Source organism: Streptomyces sp. PR69, from assembly GCF_026420845.1.
GTDB lineage: Bacteria > Actinomycetota > Actinomycetes > Streptomycetales > Streptomycetaceae > Streptomyces.
The window spans coordinates 45,975-64,511 of sequence record NZ_JAOWCB010000032.1; the positions used below are offsets into that span (position 1 = coordinate 45,975).

Below are 18,537 nucleotides of genomic sequence, written 5' to 3' on the forward strand. Positions count from 1 at the left end.
CCCGCTCCCCGGGCAGCCCCACACGGGGGCCGCGCCCCCCGCCCACCGCCGGCCAGCCCCGAGGCACAGGCACCAAACACCCGCCTCGTGCGGGCGGCCTTACACCGCGGTGCGGCTGGGGCGTGCCGCGGGGTGCGCCCGGCGCTGCGCGCGGGCGGGGTGCCGGGGGGCTTTGCCCTCCACGGTCTCAGGCTCGCCCCCGGCCCGGTGCTCCGCACGGGCGGAGCCGGGTGGTACCGGGCGTGACCGGTTGGCAGGGGTGTCTGCGTGCACCTCGCTTCCGGCTCGTTGTTCCGCGAGCGGAGGGGGCCGGAGCGCGTGGCGCGCTCCGCTCGGGTGGGGCTCGGCGGCGTCGGGTGTCTGCCCCGCGCTGCGCGGGAGCGGGAGGGCGGGACGGCTCTTGGTGTGGGCGGAGTGCTCGCCTCGTGCGGGCGGCCCCACACCGTGGGGGGCGGCGCGACGCGGGGTGCGCCCGGCGTTGCGCGCGGGGCCACGGGCACGCCCGCTGGCACGGGCGTCGGCCCTGCTGAAGTCCCGGGGCCCGGGGGTTTGCCCCCGGTTTCGGGAAGCGGGGGTCCCCCACGTCGCAGGGGGAGGGGATGGGGAGAACGCCCGCAAGGGCACCGCCCTCCCGCCCGCCCTCACGGCAGCCGCTGCAACAGCCCCCACGTGAACTCCGCCACCCGCTCCCGCCCGTCGGGCATCGTCAGCCGCAGCCGCCACCGTGTCGGCGCGGACCCCTCCAGGGGACGCGCCGGAGAAAACGCGGCGGCGGCCTCGTCGACCGTGCAGGACCAGGGGACCAGGTCCGCCTCACCCCGCAGCGCCGGCCCGGGCGTGCCCGGCGCGCGCACCAGCCACTCGTTCCACACCGCGCCCTTGTCCCCCGCCAGAACCTCGAACCGCAGAGTCGGCCAGAGCGGCAGCGGCCACAGCAGCGCATCGCACTCAAGGTCGCCGATACGGCGGCGGGCGGTCTGCTCCGGCGGGCCGAGCACCGAACGGTAGCGGGCCAGCGCGCCCCGCCCCCGGGGCGCGCGCACCATCGCCTGCCAGCGGCGGTTGGCCTCTCGCATCTCGGCGACCGAGGCTCCCAGCTCCCGCCGGGCGTCCTCGACCAGCCCCGGCTGGAAGTCGGCCATGCGGCGCAGCAGCACCAGCTGGAACTCACGCACCCCGAACGGTGTGGCATCGGCAGACATGCCGACATACTGCCGTTCCCGGTGACCGCCCACATACTCCGGACCGAGGCAGTCCACACAGGATCCTCACAGTGCGGACCGGCCGGCCTGCCCTTCGGGCGCATAATCTGCGGGCGCCATGGATTACTGCCAGCCGTGCCGACGGCACCTCAACGGCGCCCTCGCCTGCGCCGGGTGCGGTACGCCCGCCGAGGAGCTGCACCGCCACACCAGCGGCCTCGGCGCGCCCGCGGGGGACCAGGTCTTCGAGCTGTCCGACGTGTCGGAGACGTACGGCGACGGCGGCCACCACACCCACCGGCGTGCGCGCCGGGACACCCCGCGCCGCCAGCGGCCCAGCGGGCGCCGGGCCCGCAGGCGGCGCGGCCGCAAGGCGGTGATCGGCACGTTCGGGCTGGCGCTCGCGGCCGGCGCGCTCAGCCTGGCCGAGCTGGCGACGGAGTACGGCGGCGGCGACGGCCCCGCGGACCTGGTGAAGGAGAAAGCTTCCTACGAGTCCGAGACCGCGCCGCTCCCAACCGAGGTCGACGACACCCCCGACGGCCCGGGCGAGGTGACCCGGCCCGCCGTCATCTCGTCGGGCTCCCCGGAGCCCTCCGCGAGCGGCAGCTCCGGCGCCGGTGAGCCGACCGGGTCCGGAACGGCGACGTCCGGCCCCGCCGCGCCGGGCGGCGGGGAGGGCAGCGGCAGCCCCGCTCCCGGCGGCGAGAACAGCGAAGACGGCGGCGACGGCGACGGCGGCGACGCGGACGGCATACGTCCGTCGGGGTCCGCGTCGCCCGGTGACGGCGACGCCTCCCCGACGGCCTCCGACCCCGCGGACCCGCCTCCCGGCGACGACGCCTCCCCGTCGGCGTCCGCGCCGACCTCCAGCGAGAGCCCGTCCGATCCCACGTCGAGCCCTTCCCCCACCCCCACCGAGGACGAGAGCTGTTTCCTCTGGTTCTGCTGGTGACCGCCCCGGCCGCCGGCCGCGCTGCCTCGGCCGGCCACGCCGCCCGCTCCGGCCCTTACGCCGCCTCGCCGAGCATCCGCCGCAGCAGATCCCGCAGCACCGTCCGCTCCTCGGCCGACAGCTGCGCCAGCGGCTCCCGCGCGAAGTCCAGTGAGTCCCGCAGCCGCCGGGCCGTCTCACGCCCCTGAGCCGTCGGCGCGGCCAGCTTGATCCGCCGGTCGGCCGGGTCCGGGCGGCGCTCCACCAGCCCGCGGGCCTCCAGCCGGTCCACGATCCCCGTCACATTCGACGGCTCGCACTTCAGCTTCTGCGCGATACGGCGCATGGGCATCGGCTCCAGAGTGAGCAGCCCCAGCACCCGCGCCTGCGCGCCGGTGAGGGAGTGCTGGGCCGCGGCCTCCTCGTACTCCTCGTGGTAGCGGGCCACGACCGTGCCGATCAGCTCGACCACTTCGAGGGTGAGGGCGTCGGCACGGGGGGCGGGGGCCGAGGCGGCGGCGCTGGCTGAATCCATGACACGGAGTCTACCCAGATACTTGACAACATGAAATATCCAGGCGCATGGTTGTTTCAGTTCATGAAGCTTTTCTAGGAGGCATCGCCGTATGTCCGCACTCCCCGCGTCCGGCCGCGCCTGGCATCTGACGGCCCGCCCCCACGGCTGGCCCACGGCCGACGACGTCGCCCTGCGTGAAGTCCCGGTCGCCGCGCCGGGCGAGGGCCGCATCCTGGTGCGCAATCTGCACTTCTCGGTCGACCCCTATATGCGCGGCCGGATGAACGACGTGAAGTCGTACGTCGCGCCGTTCCAGCTCGACCAGCCCATGGACGGCGGCGCGGTCGGCGAGGTCATCGCGTCAAACGCCGAGGGCTTCGCCGTCGGCGACCACGTCCTGCACGGCCTCGGCTGGCGTGAGTACGCGGATGTCGAAGCCCGCCATGCCACCAAGGTCGACGGCTCGCTCGCCCCGCTCTCCACCTACCTCGGCGTCCTCGGCATGCCGGGCCTCACGGCGTACGCAGGGCTCTTTGAAACCGCCTCCTTCAAGGAGGGCGACGCCGTCTTCGTCTCCGGCGCGGCGGGCGCGGTCGGCAGCCAGGTCGGCCAGATGGCGAAGATCAAGGGCGCCTCGCGCGTCATCGGCTCCGCCGGCTCCGACGAGAAGGTCAAGCTGCTCGTCGAGGAGTACGGCTTTGACGCGGCGTTCAACTACAAGAACGGCCCCGTCGCGGAGCAGCTCAAGCAGGCCGCCCCCGACGGCATCGACGTGTACTTCGACAATGTGGGCGGCGACCACCTGGAGGCCGCCATCTCGTCGCTCAACGTGCACGGCCGCGCCACGCTCTGCGGTGCGATCGCCCAGTACAACGACACCGCGCCGGCCCCCGGCCCGCGCAATCTCGCCCTCGTCATCGGAAAGCGGCTGCGGCTCCAGGGCGTCCTGGTGCGCGACCACGCCGCGCTTCAGCCGCGGTTCGTCCAGGACGTCTCCGGCTGGATCCGCTCCGGCGAGCTGAAGTACGCGGAGACCGTCGTCCAGGGCATCGAGAACGGCTTTGACGCCTTCCTCGGCATGCTCCGCGGTGAGAACACCGGAAAGATGATCGTTTCCCTTGCCCACTGAGCCCGGCTAGGCTCACGCCAGACCGCCGCGATCGTGGGCGCGAGTCGCGGCGACACTCCAGGAGGAATCCTCAAGCATGTCCATCCAGAACATAGACGTCCTCTACACCGCCGTCGCCACCGCCGAGGGCGGCCGCGACGGCCGGGTGTCCTCCAACGACGGTCAGCTGGACGTCGTCGTCAACCCGCCCAAGGAGCTGGGCGGCAGCGGCGCCGGCACCAACCCGGAGCAGCTGTTCGCCGCGGGCTTCAGCGCCTGCTTCCAGGGCGCGCTCGGTGTGGTGGCCCGCCAGGAGAAGGCGGACATCTCCGGGTCCACGGTGACCGCGTCGGTCGGCATCGGCAAGAACGAGGCAGGCGGCTTCGGGCTGGAGGTCGCGCTCACCGCGTCCATCCCGAACGTCGACGCGGAGACCGCGAAGACGCTGGTGGAGAAGGCGCACCAGGTGTGCCCGTACTCCAACGCCACCCGCGGCAACATCAAGGTCGACGTCTCCGTCGCCTGACGTCCCACCGGCCTGCCGGCCCAACGGGCCCGCGCCCCGCGGGGGGCGCGGGCCCCGTGCCGTCTCGGGAGGGGGAAAGACCCCCCCGGCACCGCCGAGTGCCGTATCCGCGTACCGTATCCGCATGCGTGATTTCGGCGTGGGCTTCGGCTACTTGATGAAGGGCCAGCGCTGGGTCGCAGGCCGTCGCCGCTGGTTCGGCTTCGGGCTGCTGCCCGGTCTGGTGACCCTGGTGCTGTACGCGGCCGCGCTGGTCGGCCTCGGCTACGGCGCGGACGATCTGGCGGCCTGGGCCACGCCTTTCGCCGACGGCTGGTCCTCGCCCTGGCTGGGCGTCTTCCGCGCCACGCTGACCGTGCTCGTCTTCGCCTTCGGACTGTTCCTCGCGGTGATCACCTTCACCGCGGTGACGCTGCTGGTCGGCCAGCCCTTCTACGACTCGCTCTCCGAGCAGGTCGACCGCAGCGAGGGCGGCGAGGTCCCGACCTCCGGCCTGCCGCTCTGGAAGGAGCTGTGGATCTCCGCGCGCGACTCGGCGCGGATCCTGCTGCGGGTGGCGCTGTACGGGGTGCTGCTCTTCGCCCTCGGTTTCATCCCGGTCATCGGCCAGACGGTCATCCCCGTGCTGGGCTTCTGCGTCTCCGGCTTCTTCCTCGCGGAGGAGCTCACGGCGGTGGCGCTGGGGCGGCGCGGCATCGAGCTGAAGGAGCGTCTGGAGCTGCTGCGCGGCCGCCGGATGCTGGCGCTCGGCTTCGGGGCGCCGCTGACCCTGGCGTTTCTGATCCCGTTCGTCGCGGTGTTCCTGATGCCGGGAGCGGTCGCGGGGGCCACGCTGTTGTCCCGCGAACTGGCTCCCGGCCCGCACCCTCAGGGGCCACGGAGTGAGGCCGGCGAGAACGGCGGGGGCGACGAGGCCGACGGGGAGCCCGCCCCCGCCGCCCGGCTTACCGACGGCGGGCCGCCGGTCAGACCTTGACGGTGCGGACCCGGGATCCGCAGAGTGCCGTGATGTCATCGGGGTCCGACGTCAGCACGATGATCGGCCCGGGGAAGCGCAGTGCGGTCGCGGAGACCATCGCATCGATGGCGTACTTGTGGCCGTGCAGCTTCGCGGAAGCCAGCAGTTTGGAGGCCTCCCGGGCGATTTCCTCGCTGACCGGTTCGATATGAATCCTGGAGACGGTCCAGTCGAACCGCGCCTGCGGAGTACGGGGGTTGCGTGCCTCGACCAGCGTGGCGGCCGAGGTGATCACGCGAGTGTCCTCCTCGTGGGCGGCCACGAGCCAGGCGGTGAGGGCGGGGTCGCGGGCCACGGCCTTGGACAGTCCCTCGCTGTCCAGCACCAGCGTGCCGCCAGCCATCAGGCGGCCGCCTTCGTGTCTGCATGGCGTACGTCGTCGGCGGTCGCCGGGCTCTCGTACACGTCGGCCGCGCTGTCAGCGGCGTCGTTGCGCAGCAGCGCCCGAGCTTCCTCCACAGCCTGACGGCTCACCGGGCCGTGGTCCGCTTCAGCCTGCTCGATGAGCTCGCGCAGCCGCATGCGCTCCATATGCCGGGCGACGGCCTCGGTGACGAAGGCGGAGAAGCCGCCTGGGCCGGTGTGCGCACGCACGGTTTCGGCCAGCTCTTCCGGCATGCTGATCGAGTACTTGCGTGTGGTTCCGCTCATAAAGCTCACGATACCACCGGCGGTAGCATAAACGTTTCCGCTGTGCGACGGCCCACAACCCGGTTGATCACCCGCCCCCGGCGACCAGCATCGACGCTTATGACAGAAGTGTTCGCCGTCGCCCTCATCACCGTGCTCGCCGTCATCAGCCCCGGCGCCGACTTCGCCATGGTCGTGCGCAACAGCGCCCTCCGCGGACGGTCCACCGGACTGTTCTCCGCGGCGGGCGTCGCCGCGGGCGTCCGACATCCGGCTGCGCGCCGCGATGCCCCGCTGGCAGAAGGCGCTCAACCGCGCGATTGGCTCGGTCCTCGTCGGTCTCGGCGTCTCCCTGGGCTTCGCCCGCCAGGCGGGGCAGCGGGCCGCGTTCTCAGGAGTCCGCCGCCACCGTGATGATCGACCGGACCTGGGCGATGATGTCCAGCCGGTTGCGTACGAAGTCGGGGTCGGTGATCTCCGTGGTGTTGCCGGCCCCGAACTCCAGCACCGGCGTGTGCACATGGCCGCCGGGCATGCCCAGGCCCAGCCGGTCCCGCAGCAGGGTGGCGCGGTAGGCGATCTCGTTGGAGAGATAGTCGCCCCCGCCCCCGCTGCGCGCCGTGGAGCCGGGCGTGGGGCCGCCGGGGCGGACGACCTCGGCGGCGCCGCCCGCCGGGATCTCGGTCACCGTCGTGTTGTCGTACACGGGGAAACGGCCGGTCGAGGCGGCGGTGATCTTCTCGTACGGGAGGGTGGTCGCCGTCCACTGCGGCTGGGAGGCCGGGTCGGCGACCGGGACCGTGCCCGTGGACGAGAGGTTCTCGTTGTCCGGGAAGCCGCCCCGCCACGCGCCGTTGAAACGCTCGATGTCGAAGCGGCCCACCCGGCCCTGGCTCACCGTGGTGAACATATCCGCCTGCGGCAGCCGCCCGCGAAGGGTGCGCTCCACCTCGCCGTCCGCGAAGTCCCGCCAGCGCACCGGGAAGACCGCGGTCTCGACGCGGGCCCACCCGCCGGCCGTACGGATCCAGGCGCCGTCCAGGGCCAGGGCCGCCGCGCCCGACGGGTTGCTGATCCGGATGTCGCGGTCCAGCGTGAACGGGTCAAAGCCCGTCAGCACGATCCGCTGAAAGCCCTTGCCCCGCGGGAAGTCCATCGAGTCCTGCCCGCGCGAGGAGGTCTCCAGCCGGTCCAGCAGCCGTGCCCGCGCGCGGTCGGAGAGCGGGAACGCCGGTTTCCAGGCGCGCAGTTCCCGCGTCATGGACAGCCGCGCCCAGTACAGCGGACGGTCGTCGTCGCGGCTCAGGTCCCCGTGCGCCGGGCCCCTGCCGCGGGCGCGGTCGACCGCCCGGTCCCACAGCCGCGCCCCGTGCCGGGCCGCGGCCCGCTCGGCCTCCCGGTATGAGCCGGCCCGCCGCAGGGCCCGGGCGAAGTCACGCCCTGCCGTGTCGAACCCGCTGCGCCGGAGGATCTCCTGTGGCACGGCGCGCTCCAGCCGCTGCTCCTCGACGGTCGCCGGGGCGGGGCCGTCGCCCGCGGGTCCCGCCGCCGGGGGAGCGGCGAGTGCGGTGGGCGGGGAGAAGGCGACGGCCAGGGAGGTGAGCAGGACGAGCGCGGCGGCGGTACGGCGGCGGGGGCGTATCCGGGGTGCGGGAGTGCGTGACACGGGAGTCGGTCCTTCCGTCGGCGGGTCGCCACAAGGGCGGTCGTGCGTGCCGGGAAGTATTCATGCCGGTCACAACTCCCGCTACGGGGTGTCCAAAAGACCACACCCGCCCCACAGGACATGGCCGGTATCCATGTCCTGCCACGCCCCTTGCGGGCCCTCGCCTTGGACGCCCTGGTCCGGATGCCCGGTCCGGACGCCCTGGTCCGGATGCCCGCTCCGGGCGTCCGTTCCCGTCACGCGGGCGGCTCCGCCGCGGTGACGCGCCGATAGGCGATCTCCGCCAGCCGCTGCTGCCCGTCCCTGCTGGGGTGGAACAGATCCCAGCGGCTGAGCTGCTCGCGCGTGAAGTGGAACCCGAAGACCGCGCCGCCGTCATAGCGGCAGCGCCGGTCCCGGGCGCAGACGTCCTTCAGCGCGGCGTTGTAGTCGACCACCCGCTGCCGGACCGCCGCCCTGCGCTGCCGCGCCTCTGGCCCGTCGTCCTCGGCGTCGGCGAGCATCGAGGCGCACACGCCCAGCTTCCACACCTGCCGGCCCAGCGGATGGCCGCGCCCGGTCGACCAGAGGCGTTTGAGGTCCGGCACGCTCGCCACGTACACCTGGGACTTCGGCGAGGCGCGCCGCAGCGCCGCCAGCGCCTTCTCGAAGGAGCTGCGGAACTCCGCGACCGGCGTCATCTGCTCCGCCGTCGCCCGGCAGGCGTCGTTCGCGCCCGCCAGCACGGTCACAAGATCCGGCTTCTTCTCGGCCGCCCGCGTCATCTGCCCGGCCAGATCGCCGGCAGTCGCTCCGGAGCGGGCGAAGTTCCAGCTCCGCTCGGCCGCGCCCGCCGGACCGAGGAGCTGTACCGCCAGTGAGCGCACGGAGGCGTCCGTGCCGGTCGCCCAGGAGACTTCCGGGCAGTCGGCGAGCACCCCGCAGGCGTCGAAGCCACGGGTGATCGAATCGCCGACGGCGGCGATCGAGTCGGGGCTGCGGTCCCAGACCGGGGTCGGACTGGGGGAGGGGCGCGCGCTCTGGGCCGTACGGCGTGACCCGTCGGGGCCGTCCGACGCCGCGTCACATCCTGTGACCGCGCCCAGGGAGAGGAGCAGACCAGCGAGGGCGGCTGCCACGGTGGCGGACCCGGCTCCTCTAGAAGGCCCGGCTCCGGAAGGCCCGGTGGCTCCGGCAGACCCGGCTGCTCTGGAGGAGCCCGCCGCCCCGGAGGCCGCCGCCCCGGAGGCCGTCGCTTCGGAAAGGTCCGCCGTGCGCACGCCTCGTCGGCGCTTCCGCACTCCCATGTCCGTCTCCCCGTCCCCTCTGCCCCTCTGCGTCATCGCCGGTCATCGCACGGCGGGCGCAAGACGTCCTGGCGGGTGAAAGCTTCGTGCGTACGGCCCCGGGACCGACAGTACGTCACCTCCGGGCCACCGCCGCACGGTAGCTTTTTCCCGTCGACCCAGAGGCGCGCCTCGCCCACCGGCTCCGGTAAATTACATCACGTCACAAGCTGTCCCTTTTGTGGAGATTAACTCCCGATGCTGTTTACTGAGGCCACTGGGGAAGGTGATCCTCGTCCCACACTGGAGGTCCCGGTGACGACACGTGGCGTTCTGTACGTTCACTCCGCACCGCGCGCGCTGTGCCCGCACGTCGAATGGGCCGTCGCGGGCGTGCTGGGCGTACGGGTGCAGCTCGACTGGATCCGCCAGCCCGCCGCCCCCGGCACCTGGAGAGCGGAGTTCTCCTGGCAGGGCGAAGCGGGCACGGCCTCCAAGCTCGCCTCCGCGCTGCGCGGCTGGCATCTGCTCCGCTTCGAGGTGACCGCGGAACCCTCCCCCACCGCGGAGGGCGAGCGCTACAGCGCCACCCCCGACCTCGGCATCTTCCACGCGGTCACCGGCATCCACGGCGACATCCTCGTCCCGGAGGACCGGCTGCGCGCCGCCCTCTCCCGCTCCGCGCAGGGCGAGGGCGACCTTGCGGCGGAGATCGCCAGGCTGCTGGGCAAGCCCTGGGACGACGAGCTGGAGCCCTTCCGGTACGCGGGCGAGGGCGCGCCCGTCCGCTGGCTCCACCAGGTCGTCTGAAGCCAGGCCGTCCGAAGACGAACGGGCCCGCACCAGGGTTTCCTGGTGCGGGCCCGGCTCTTGGCTGCGGGGCCGTCCGCCGGATCAGACCGTGCGGAACGCGAGGACCACGTTGTGGCCGCCGAAGCCGAAGGAGTTGTTGATCGCGGCGACCGTGCCCTCGGGCAGCGCCCGCGGCTCGCCGCGCACGATGTCCGCGTCGACCGCCTCGTCGAGGTCGTCGACGTTGATGGTCGGCGGGGCCGTGCGGTGGTGCAGGGCCAGGACCGTCGCGACGGTCTCGATGCCGCCCGCGCCGCCCAGCAGATGGCCCGTCATCGACTTGGTGGCGGACACCGCGACATGGTCGAGATCCTCGCCCAGGACCTTGCGCAGCGCCTTGATCTCCGCGACGTCGCCCTGCGGAGTGGAGGTGGCGTGCGCGTTGAGGTGCACCACCTCGGAGGCCTTGAGATCGGTCGAGTCGAGCAGGTTCTGCAGCGCGGCGGCGATGCCGCGGCCGGTCGGCTCGGGCTGGGCGATGTGGTGGCTGTCCGCGGACAGGCCCTGGCCCAGCGCCTCGCAGTAGACCTTCGCGCCGCGCTTGGCGGCGTGCTCGGCCGACTCCAGGATGACGACGCCCGCGCCCTCGCCGAGGACGAAGCCGTCGCGGGCCGTGTCATACGGGCGGGAGGCCTTCTCGGGCTCGTCGTTGTTCTTGGACATCGCCATCATGTTGGCGAACGCGGCGACCGGCAGCGGGTGGATGGCTGCCTCGGTGCCGCCCGCGACGACCACGTCGGCGCGGCCGGTGCGGATCATCTCCACCGCGTAGCCGATGGCCTCGGCGCCGGAGGCGCAGGCCGAGACCGGGGTGTGCACACCGGCTTGGGCGTTGACTTCCAGGCCCACATTGGCCGAGGGGCTGTTCGGCATCAGCATGGGGACGGTGTGCGGGGAGACCCGGCGGGCGCCCTTCTCCTTCAGCACGTCGTACTGGTCGAGCAGGGTGGTCACACCGCCGATGCCGGAGGCGATGACCGTGCCGAGCCGCTCGGGGGCGACGGACTCATCCTCACCGGCGGCGGCCGTGAAACCGGCGTCCGCCCAGGCCTCACGGGCCGCGATCAGCGCGAACTGAGCCGAGCGGTCCAGCTTGCGCGCCACGGGGCGCGGCAGGACCTCGCCCGGGTCGACGGCCGCCGAGGCGGCGATGCGGACCGGCAGATCGGCGAAGCGCTCGCCCTCCAGGGGCGTCACTCCGGACCGGCCGGCGAGAAGGCCTTCCCAGGTCGATGCGCTGTCGCCACCCAGCGGTGTGGTTGCGCCGATACCGGTGACGACCACGGTGCGATTGGTCGAGCTCACAGGAATTCTTTCTCCACGTGTAGAGGGTGCTGAATTGTCACGGCGCCACCGCCGGGTGGCGACAAACGCATATCAGGTTCAGCTCTGGTGATCGAGGATGTACTTCGTGGCGTCGCCGACGGTCTTGAGGTTCTTGACGTCGTCGTCCGGGATCTTCACGTCGAAGCGCTCCTCGGCGGCGACGACGACCTCGACCATGGACAGCGAGTCGACGTCCAGGTCGTCGGTGAAGGACTTGTCGAGCTGGACGTCCTCGACCGGAATGCCAGCGATCTCGTTGACGATCTCGGCGAGACCGGCGACGATCTCTTCCTGAGTGGCGGCCATGTGGCGCTCCTTCTATCTGTTAACAGAGGGTGTGGTGCTTGGGAAGATCCGCAAGCGCCTAGGGGAGGGTAACGACCGTCGCGGCGTAGACGAGCCCCGCCCCGAAGCCGATGACGAGCGCGGTGTCCCCGCTCTTCGCCTGACCGGTCGCCAGAAGCCGCTCCATCGCGAGCGGAATCGAGGCGGCCGAGGTGTTGCCGGTGGTCTCCACATCACGGGCGACCGTGACATGCTCCGGCAGTTTCAGAGTCTTCACCATCGAGTCGATGATCCGCATATTGGCCTGGTGCGGGATGAAGACGTCCAGGTCGGCGGCCGTGATGCCGGCCGCGTCCAGCGCCTGCTGGGCCACCTTCGCCATCTCGAAGACGGCCCAGCGGAACACCGCCTGGCCCTCCTGGGTGATGGCGGGGAACTTGACCTCGCCCCGCTCGTTGAGCGGCAGCCGGGAGACATCGCCGACGCGGAACTCGTTCCATGGCACGGTCTGCTTGATCGTCTCGGCCTTGTCGCCCTCGGAACCCCAGACCGTGGGGCCGATATGCGGCTCCTCGGAGGGGCCCACCACGACCGCGCCCGCGCCGTCGCCGAACAGGAAGGCCGTGGCCCGGTCCTCCAGATCGGTCAGATCGCTCAGCCGCTCCACGCCGATGACCAGCACATGCTGCGCCGAACCCTCGACGATCAGGCCCTTGGCGAGGGTGAGGCCGTAGCCGAAGCCGGCGCAGCCGGCGGAGATGTCGAACGCGGCGGGCTTGCCCGCGCCGAGCTTGTCGGCGATCTCGGTGGCCACGGCCGGGGTCTGCCTGAAGTGCGAGACGGTGGAGACGATCACCGCGTCGATGTGCTGCGGGGTCAGCCCCGCATCGGCGATGGCCTTGCCCGAAGCCTCCAGGGACATGGCGGCGACGGTCTCCTCGTCGGAGGCCCAGTGGCGGGTGGCGATGCCGGAGCGCGAGCGGATCCACTCGTCGGACGAGTCGATCGTCTCGAGGATCACCTCGTTGGGCACGACCCGCGTGGGACGGTAGCCGCCGACGCCCATGATGCGCGCGTACGGCGCTCCCTTGGCGGGTTTGATCTTCGACATGCTCTACGGCTCCTTGTCTCAGGCGGAGTGCTCGGCGTGCTCGGCGACGAGCGTGCGGGCCGCTTCGAGGTCGTCGGGGGTCTTCAGCGCCAGCGTCTTGACGCCCGGCAGGGCGCGCTTGGCCAGTCCGGTGAGGGTGCCGCCGGGGCAGACCTCGACCAGGGCGGTCGCGCCGCGCTGCTGGAAGGTCTCCATGCACAGGTCCCAGCGGACCGGGTTGGCGACCTGGCCTGCGAGCCGCGCCACGACCTCCGCGCCGTCCGTGACGACCTGGCCGTCCTTGTTGGAGACGTACGCGACCGAGGGGGCGGCCGGGGCGAGTGAGGCGGCGGCCTCCTCCAGGGCGGCGACCGCGGGCGCCATATGGCGGGTGTGGAACGCGCCCGCCACCTTCAGCGGGATCACCCGGGCCTTCTCCGGCTTGTTCTCGGCGAGCGCGGCAAGCTGCTCCGCCGTGCCCGCGGCCACGATCTGGCCCGCGCCGTTCACATTCGCCGGGGTCAGGCCCAGGCCCTCAAGGTGGGCGACGACCTGCTCCGGGTCGCCGCCGAGCACCGCCGACATGCCGGTCTGCGTCACGGCCGCGGCCTCGGCCATCGCCAGGCCCCGCTTCCGTACGAGACGCAGCGCGGACGTCTCGTCGAGGACGCCCGCGAAGACGGCCGCGGTGATCTCGCCGACGCTGTGGCCGGCGACGGCGTCGGGCGTCGCGCCGAGCGCGTCCGCGGACAGCAGTCCCGCGGCGACGAGCAGCGGCTGGGCCACGGCCGTGTCGCGGATCTGGTCGGCGTCGGCCTTTGTGCCGTAGTGGACGAGGTCGAGTCCGATGGCGTCGGACCAGGCCGCGAGGCGGTCAACGGCGCCGGGGAGGTCGAGCCAGGGGGTCAGAAAGCCGGGCGTCTGAGCGCCTTGGCCGGGAGCGACGAGTACGAGCACCCTCACACTCTCTCTTGTGGACGGCTCCAAACGCCCGTGGGGACAGGGACGAAGAACCGTCAGGGGAATTGTTGGTGTTCGACAAAAGTTTAGGGCTGGCTTTCGGCGTCGGCCAGACGCCCCAGGATCAGTGCGATCCGCAGCGTGAACGCCGAGCGAACATCGGAGGGTGACCATCCGGTGACGTCAGTCACACGTCGCAGCCGGTAGCGCACGGTGTTGGGGTGGACGAAGAGCATCCGCGCCGCGCCCTCCAGACTGCTCGCCTGCTCCAGATAGACGCTCAGCGTCTCCAGCAGCGCCGAGCCCGCTTCCTCCAGCGGTCTGTAGATCTCCTCCACCAGCTGCTCGCGCGCGGCCGGGTCGGCGGCGATCGCGCGCTCCGGCAGCAGATCATCCGCGAGCACCGGGCGCGGGGCGTCCTGCCAGGCCGAACACGCCTTGAGCCCGGCGGCCGCGGCCTGCGCGGAGCGGGTGGCGGCCAGCAGATCGGGCACCACGGGACCGGCCACCACGGGACCGGCGGCGTACGGCCCGATCAGCGCCTTGGCGACCTGCAGCGGATTGTCGCTCCCGCCCGCGATGACCACGAGCCGGTCACCGAGCACCCCGGTCAGCACCTGGAGCTTGGCGTGCCGGGCGGCCCGGCGGATCGCCTCCACCGTCAGCTCGCTGTCCCCGTCGGGCGCGGTGCCCAGGATGACGCACACATGCTCGGGCGCGTTCCAGCCCAGGGCGGCGGCCCGGGAGACCGCGCCCTCGTCGGCCTCGCCCGACAGCACCGCGTTGACGACCAGGGACTCCAGCCGGGCGTCCCACGCGCCGCGGGCCTCGGCGGCCTGCGCGTACACCTGTGCGGTGGCGAAGGCGATCTCCCGTGCGTAGACGAGCAGCGCCTCGCGCAGCACCGACTCGTCGCCCGGTGCGGCGACCTCCTCGATCGCCGACTCCATGACCTCGATGGTGGTGCGCACCATCTCCACGGTCTGGCGCAGCGTGATCGCCCGGGTCAGCTCGCGCGGCGCCGTGCCGAAGACATCCGTGGAGATCGCCTGGGGGGTCTCCGGATGCCGGAACCACTCGGTGAACGCGGCGATGCCCGCCTGTGCCACCAGGCCGATCCAGGACCGGTTCTCCGGGGGCATCGCCCGGTACCAGGGCAGCGTCTCGTCCATGCGCGCGATGGCGCTGGCGGCGAGCCGGCCGGAGGACCGCTCCAGCCGGCGCAGAGTCGCGGAGTGCGGGTGTTCGTCGTTCGCTGCAGGTTCTGGCACGGGGACAAGAGTGCCTTATCGGGACGGGTGCGCGGAGTGGCGGGTCGGGCTACCCGTGCGTACGGGGTACGAGCCGGGCTACCGGGGTGTGCGGGGCATATCAGGGCGGGCCGCCCGCCGTGGCCGGACCGACCCGGCGCCCGCAGGGGGCGATGCCCCGCGTTGCCCTGGAGGGGTCGGCAGTCCCCCTGGAGGAGCGGTCCGGTGTACGCGCGGACGCGGGGTGCGGCGTCCGCGCGGGCGCGGGGGTGCCGGCGCGGTGACTGGCGTACACCGGACGCGGCGGTTCCGGCGCGGGGGCGCGGGGATACCGTGGGGGCGTGATTTCTGTACGGCGGGCAGGGGAGCGCTACCGCGGGGGCGACGCGGACGCGGGCATCGAGTCCTGGCACGCGTTCTCCTTCGGGAGCTTCTACGACCCCGACAACCTCCGCTTCGGCGCGATCCTCGCCTGCAACGAGGAACGCCTCGCGCCCGGCGCCGGATTCGACGAGCATCCGCACAGCCACACCGAGATCGTGACCTGGGTGGTCGAGGGGGAGCTGACCCACCGGGACTCCGCCGGACACGCCACCGTCGTACGGCCCGGCGACGTCCAGCGCCTCAGCTCCGCCGGCGGGGTGCGCCACATCGAGCGCAACGACGGCCCCGAGCCGCTGGTGTTCGTGCAGATGTGGCTCGCGCCGCATGACCCCGGCGGCGAGCCCTCGTACGAAATCGTGCGCGGCATCGCCGACTCCACGCCCTACGCCCTGCCGCAGGCGGGCGCGCTGCTGCACATACGGCGGCTCGCGCCCGGCGAGCGGACCGCGGTGCCGGGCGCGAACGCCGCGTATGCGCATATGGTGCGCGGCGCGGCGCTGTTGGGAGATGAGCAGCTCGGGCCCGGTGACTCGGCGCGGATCACCGGCGAGGACGGTCTTGAGCTGCGGGCGGGGGCTCAGGCCGCCGAGGTGCTGCTGTGGGAGCTCGGCGGCTGAGCCGCGCGGGACCCGCGGGACCGGGCGGGGACTGACCGGGGGCCTGCCGGGGCCTACCGCAGGGCGCTCTTGGCCTGCCAGTCCGCCCAGTCGACGTTCCAGACGCCCAGGCCGTTGTGCGGGGCGACCGTGCCCTTGGTGTCCGCGCCCTTGATCTCGAACGGATCGCCGATGCGTACCTGCCCGTACAGCCAGGCCGCGTCGGGGTCGCTCATGCCGATGCAGCCGGAGCTGCGGTTCGCCTTGCCGAGGTACTTGGCGTTCCACGGCGCGGCGTGCGCGTACATCCCCGACCAGGTCAGCCGCATCGAGTAGTCGACCATCTTGTCGTAGGCGCTGCCGAGGCCCACGGTCTCGGAGTTCATCCGGATCGTGCCCTCCTTCGACATCAGCACCGCGGTGCCGCGCCAGGAGCGCTTGTCGCCGCCGGGCGTGCCGCCGGAGACGGGGATCCGCCGGACCGCCGTGCCGTCGCGCTCCAGCGTGAGCTGCTTGCCGTCCAGGTCGACCTTGACGATCTGGCGGGCGCCGACGGTGAAGCCGACCTTGTAGTCGCGGACGAACCAGCCGCCGTCCTCACCCGAGTCGACGCCGTCGAGCCGCGCGTCCAGGGTGACCTTGGTGCCGGGCTCGAAGTACTCCTTCGGCCGCCAGTCGACGCGGTCCTTGCCCGACCAGTCGGTGAGCCAGCCCCAGGAGCCCTCGGTGTTGTTCGAGGTGGTCACCTTGAGCTGCTTCTCGACCGCGGCCTTGTTCTTCACGGGGTGGTCGAAGACCAGCGAGATCGGCTGGGCGACCCCGACCGTGGCGCCGTCTCCCGGCCGCCAGTCGACCTTGTTGACCTTGTCGGCGGGGGCTGTGGTGAAGGACGAGCCGGCCGTGCCCGCCCGGCCGTCCTCGGCGCGGGTCTCCGCCTTGACCGTGTAGGTGACGCCGGGCGCGGCCACCCGGTCCGAGGTCCAGGTGCGGCCGTCCGCCGAGGTCGTGCCCGCCAGGGTGCGGCCCTTGCCGTCGGTGACGGTGACGGAGGTGAGGGCGCCCGTCTCGGCGGTGACCCGCACCGGTTCTCCGGCGGCGGCCCGCTCGCCCTGCGGGGTCACCGTGACGGCGACCTGCCGGGCGGCCGCGCCCTGCTGCGCGGCGTCCGTCTTCGCCTTCGCCTTCGACTCCCCATCCGGGGTGTCCGCGGAGGCGGAGCAGCCGGTGGCGGTGAGCGCGGCGACCGCGAGCAGCGCGCATATGTGTCCTACACGTATCTGGCCTCGTATCTGGCGGGAACGCAACGGGACCTCCGGGTCGGCGGGTGGAGCGGCGAGGGCCGGCGGCTGAAGAACGCCGGGAAGATCGCCGGGACTTCAGGGACTCTAGGCCGCAGCGGCCGCGCGGAAGCGGGCCGAGCGGCTCTGTGACCGCCTCTGGGGCAGAACGGTCGTCGTCCCGTCACATTCGCCGCGCGGACCGGTCACGTCCGGCTGTGAGCCTTCCGGCGACCCAATCGCGTAACTCAGGGAGGCGCAGTGTCAGCGCTGCTCGCAACGGCAGACGGGGAAGCGCACGGGCGCCGGGAAGGGCACGGGCGCCGGGAAGAGGCGGCCGGCGGGATCTGGCTGAGGCCGGTCACCGCCGGGGAATACCGTGCGTTCCTGGCGTCCCGCACCGGCGCCGCCCTCGGCGCGAGCTTTCTGCAGTGTCCCTCCTGGGCCGACGTCAAGGAGGGCTGGCGCTCCCAGCTGTTCGGCTGGGGCCCGCGGACGGGGCCGCAGGCGGGGCGGCTCACCGGAGCCGCCCTGGTGCTGCTGCGCCAGCTCCCCGGCACCCGCAAGCACTTCGCCTATCTGCCCGAAGGACCGGTCGCCGACTGGGCCGACCCGGACCTCGACCGCTGGCTCACCCCGCTGCTGCACCAGCTGCGCGCGTCGGGCGCGTTCGCGGTGCGGATCGGCCCCTCGCCCGCGTACCGGCGCTGGAACGCCGCCCGCCTCAAGTCCCTCACCGGGCGCGGCCGCCGCCTCTCCGACGTCCTCGCCTGCGAGGTCGACCCGCTGGGCGCGGCCGTCGCGGAACGGCTGCGGGCCCGCGGCTGGCGGCGCTGCGGCGAGGACGGCGCGGGCGGCGCGGGCGGCGACGGGGACGCCCAGCCCCGCCATGTCTTCAGGGTGCCGCTGACCGGCCGCACCGCCGACGACCTGTGGACGGGCCTCAACCAGGAGTGGCGGCGCAATGTGCGGCGCGCCGGCAAGGAAGGCGTCGAGGTGTCGCTGGGCACGGCCGCCGACCTGCCCGAGTTCTACCGGCTGCTGCGGATCACCGAACAGCGCGACGGCTTCCGGCTGGGCCGCTCCCTGGCGTACTACGAGCGCCAGTACGAGGCCCTCAACGCCGAGGAGCCCGGCCGGATGAAGCTCTACCTCGCCCGCTGGCGGGGCGAGATCCTCGCCGCGCACACGATGGTGACGGTCGGCAGCCGCGTCTGGTACCAGACGGGGGCCTCCGCCGACCACCGCCGCGAGGTCCGCCCCTCCAACGCCCTGCAGTGGCGGATGCTCCTTGACGCACACGAACGCGGCGCGGAGGTCTACGACATGCGCGGGGTACCCTCCACTCTCGACCCTGACGAACGCCCGTTCGGCCTGCTGCGCTGGAAGCTCGGCACCGGCGGACAGGTCGTCGAGACCCTGGGGGAGTGGGAGACACCCTTGACCGGCACCGCCAACCACACGCTGTACCGCGCCTTCCAGGCGTACCTGTCCCGCCGATGAGCCTGCGCCATCAGCCTGGCGGCAGGCACGCGGCGAACCCCGGCGTGCCGCCCGCGGCCGGGCCCACGCCCGGCCGCAGTCCGGCGCGGCTCGGGGCTGCCGCGCCGGGGACTGTTCCGGCGGACACCTCGGCCGCAGCCGCCCGAAC

Annotated in this window: 19 protein-coding genes and 1 pseudogene; 8 read left to right on the forward strand and 12 right to left on the reverse strand. The window is 72.8% G+C overall.

Going from position 1 to position 18,537, the window contains the following annotated elements:
* Positions 1-641 precede the first annotated feature (641 nt).
* Positions 642-1,202: a hypothetical protein gene (locus OF819_RS24045; protein ID WP_267245711.1), complete on the reverse strand. Its 561-nt coding sequence runs from the start codon at positions 1,200-1,202 to the stop codon at positions 642-644.
* 118 nt (positions 1,203-1,320) lie between these two features.
* Here OF819_RS24045 and OF819_RS24050 point away from each other — a divergent pair, with 118 nt between their 5' ends.
* Entirely contained in the window at positions 1,321-2,157 is an 837-nt protein-coding gene (locus OF819_RS24050; protein WP_267245712.1) for an SCO2400 family protein, read from the forward strand.
* A 55-nt stretch (positions 2,158-2,212) separates the two neighbouring features.
* On the opposite strand, the gene OF819_RS24055 is transcribed toward OF819_RS24050, so the two are convergent.
* A complete protein-coding gene (locus OF819_RS24055) occupies positions 2,213-2,671 on the reverse strand; it encodes a MarR family winged helix-turn-helix transcriptional regulator (RefSeq protein WP_267245713.1) in 459 nt (152 codons plus the stop codon).
* A gap of 91 nt (positions 2,672-2,762) precedes the next feature.
* Here OF819_RS24055 and OF819_RS24060 point away from each other — a divergent pair, with 91 nt between their 5' ends.
* The 3 genes from OF819_RS24060 (at position 2,763) to OF819_RS24070 (ending at position 5,263) form a co-directional block, all read left to right on the forward strand.
* On the forward strand, positions 2,763-3,782 hold the full coding sequence (locus OF819_RS24060; RefSeq protein ID WP_267245714.1) for an NADP-dependent oxidoreductase: 1,020 nt from the start codon (positions 2,763-2,765) through the stop codon (positions 3,780-3,782).
* A 76-nt stretch (positions 3,783-3,858) separates the two neighbouring features.
* A complete protein-coding gene (locus tag OF819_RS24065; protein ID WP_267245715.1) occupies positions 3,859-4,287 on the forward strand; it encodes an organic hydroperoxide resistance protein in 429 nt (142 codons plus the stop codon).
* 124 nt (positions 4,288-4,411) lie between these two features.
* Positions 4,412-5,263 carry an EI24 domain-containing protein gene (locus OF819_RS24070; protein WP_267245716.1) on the forward strand — a complete coding sequence of 284 codons (852 nt, stop codon included), beginning with the start codon at positions 4,412-4,414 and terminating at the stop codon, positions 5,261-5,263.
* On the opposite strand, the gene OF819_RS24075 is transcribed toward OF819_RS24070, so the two are convergent.
* Positions 5,253-5,648, reverse strand: coding sequence for a PIN domain-containing protein (locus OF819_RS24075; protein ID WP_267245717.1), 396 nt, complete (start codon positions 5,646-5,648; stop codon positions 5,253-5,255). The genes OF819_RS24070 and OF819_RS24075 overlap by 11 nt on opposite strands.
* The gene (locus tag OF819_RS24080; protein ID WP_267245718.1) at positions 5,648-5,956 is read right to left on the reverse strand and encodes a hypothetical protein; all 309 of its coding nucleotides are present in this window, start codon (positions 5,954-5,956) and stop codon (positions 5,648-5,650) included. Before OF819_RS24080 ends, OF819_RS24075 begins: the two co-directional genes overlap by 1 nt.
* A gap of 99 nt (positions 5,957-6,055) precedes the next feature.
* Between OF819_RS24080 and OF819_RS24085 the strand changes: the two are divergent.
* Positions 6,056-6,199 (forward strand): annotated as a pseudogene (locus OF819_RS24085) (LysE family translocator); the annotation flags it as partial.
* A 127-nt stretch (positions 6,200-6,326) separates the two neighbouring features.
* Here OF819_RS24085 and OF819_RS24090 read toward each other — a convergent pair.
* Together OF819_RS24090 and OF819_RS24095 are read right to left on the reverse strand one after the other, a co-directional pair.
* Positions 6,327-7,601 (reverse strand): pyroglutamyl peptidase, encoded by a 1,275-nt coding sequence (locus tag OF819_RS24090; protein ID WP_267245719.1) that lies wholly within the window; start codon positions 7,599-7,601, stop codon positions 6,327-6,329.
* A 236-nt stretch (positions 7,602-7,837) separates the two neighbouring features.
* Complete coding sequence (locus OF819_RS24095; RefSeq protein ID WP_267245720.1) at positions 7,838-8,719, reverse strand: SGNH/GDSL hydrolase family protein; 882 nt, start codon at positions 8,717-8,719, stop codon at positions 7,838-7,840.
* Positions 8,720-9,181: 462 nt separating this feature from the next.
* On the opposite strand from OF819_RS24095, the gene OF819_RS24100 reads away from it, so the two are divergent.
* On the forward strand, positions 9,182-9,676 hold the full coding sequence (locus OF819_RS24100) for a DUF3145 domain-containing protein (RefSeq protein WP_267245721.1): 495 nt from the start codon (positions 9,182-9,184) through the stop codon (positions 9,674-9,676).
* Between the two features lie 84 nt (positions 9,677-9,760).
* Here OF819_RS24100 and OF819_RS24105 read toward each other — a convergent pair whose 3' ends face one another.
* From OF819_RS24105 to OF819_RS24125, 5 genes are all read right to left on the reverse strand, one after another.
* Positions 9,761-11,023, reverse strand: a complete 1,263-nt coding sequence (locus tag OF819_RS24105; RefSeq protein WP_267245722.1) for a beta-ketoacyl-[acyl-carrier-protein] synthase family protein — start codon at positions 11,021-11,023, stop codon at positions 9,761-9,763.
* Positions 11,024-11,101: 78 nt separating this feature from the next.
* Positions 11,102-11,350 (reverse strand): acyl carrier protein, encoded by a 249-nt coding sequence (locus OF819_RS24110; RefSeq protein ID WP_267245723.1) that lies wholly within the window; start codon positions 11,348-11,350, stop codon positions 11,102-11,104.
* A gap of 58 nt (positions 11,351-11,408) precedes the next feature.
* Positions 11,409-12,440 carry a ketoacyl-ACP synthase III gene (locus tag OF819_RS24115; protein WP_267245724.1) on the reverse strand — a complete coding sequence of 344 codons (1,032 nt, stop codon included), beginning with the start codon at positions 12,438-12,440 and terminating at the stop codon, positions 11,409-11,411.
* A gap of 18 nt (positions 12,441-12,458) precedes the next feature.
* Positions 12,459-13,376: an ACP S-malonyltransferase gene (locus tag OF819_RS24120; RefSeq protein ID WP_267245729.1), complete on the reverse strand. Its 918-nt coding sequence runs from the start codon at positions 13,374-13,376 to the stop codon at positions 12,459-12,461.
* 89 nt (positions 13,377-13,465) lie between these two features.
* Complete coding sequence (locus OF819_RS24125; protein ID WP_267245725.1) at positions 13,466-14,650, reverse strand: PucR family transcriptional regulator; 1,185 nt, start codon at positions 14,648-14,650, stop codon at positions 13,466-13,468.
* A 320-nt stretch (positions 14,651-14,970) separates the two neighbouring features.
* Here OF819_RS24125 and OF819_RS24130 point away from each other — a divergent pair, with 320 nt between their 5' ends.
* Complete coding sequence (locus OF819_RS24130) at positions 14,971-15,630, forward strand: pirin family protein (protein ID WP_267245726.1); 660 nt, start codon at positions 14,971-14,973, stop codon at positions 15,628-15,630.
* 53 nt (positions 15,631-15,683) lie between these two features.
* Here OF819_RS24130 and OF819_RS24135 read toward each other — a convergent pair whose 3' ends face one another.
* On the reverse strand, positions 15,684-16,913 hold the full coding sequence (locus tag OF819_RS24135; RefSeq protein ID WP_267245727.1) for a L,D-transpeptidase: 1,230 nt from the start codon (positions 16,911-16,913) through the stop codon (positions 15,684-15,686).
* Positions 16,914-17,231: 318 nt separating this feature from the next.
* Between OF819_RS24135 and OF819_RS24140 the strand changes: the two genes are divergently transcribed.
* Positions 17,232-18,389 carry a lipid II:glycine glycyltransferase FemX gene (locus tag OF819_RS24140; RefSeq protein ID WP_267245730.1) on the forward strand — a complete coding sequence of 386 codons (1,158 nt, stop codon included), beginning with the start codon at positions 17,232-17,234 and terminating at the stop codon, positions 18,387-18,389.
* The last annotated feature ends 148 nt before the right edge of the window (positions 18,390-18,537 follow it).

What these genes read in the sequence shown, in the direction of transcription:
- OF819_RS24045 (WP_267245711.1), bottom strand. Translation starts at nt 1,202, where the DNA reads ATGTCTGCCGATGCCACACCGTTCGGGGTGCGTGAGTTCCAGCTGGTG.
- OF819_RS24050 (WP_267245712.1), top strand. Translation starts at nt 1,321, where the DNA reads ATGGATTACTGCCAGCCGTGCCGACGGCACCTCAACGGCGCCCTCGCC.
- OF819_RS24055 (WP_267245713.1), bottom strand. Translation starts at nt 2,671, where the DNA reads ATGGATTCAGCCAGCGCCGCCGCCTCGGCCCCCGCCCCCCGTGCCGAC.
- OF819_RS24060 (WP_267245714.1), top strand. Translation starts at nt 2,763, where the DNA reads ATGTCCGCACTCCCCGCGTCCGGCCGCGCCTGGCATCTGACGGCCCGC.
- OF819_RS24065 (WP_267245715.1), top strand. Translation starts at nt 3,859, where the DNA reads ATGTCCATCCAGAACATAGACGTCCTCTACACCGCCGTCGCCACCGCC.
- OF819_RS24070 (WP_267245716.1), top strand. Translation starts at nt 4,412, where the DNA reads ATGCGTGATTTCGGCGTGGGCTTCGGCTACTTGATGAAGGGCCAGCGC.
- OF819_RS24075 (WP_267245717.1), bottom strand. Translation starts at nt 5,648, where the DNA reads ATGGCTGGCGGCACGCTGGTGCTGGACAGCGAGGGACTGTCCAAGGCC.
- OF819_RS24080 (WP_267245718.1), bottom strand. Translation starts at nt 5,956, where the DNA reads ATGAGCGGAACCACACGCAAGTACTCGATCAGCATGCCGGAAGAGCTG.
- OF819_RS24110 (WP_267245723.1), bottom strand. Translation starts at nt 11,350, where the DNA reads ATGGCCGCCACTCAGGAAGAGATCGTCGCCGGTCTCGCCGAGATCGTC.
- OF819_RS24115 (WP_267245724.1), bottom strand. Translation starts at nt 12,440, where the DNA reads ATGTCGAAGATCAAACCCGCCAAGGGAGCGCCGTACGCGCGCATCATG.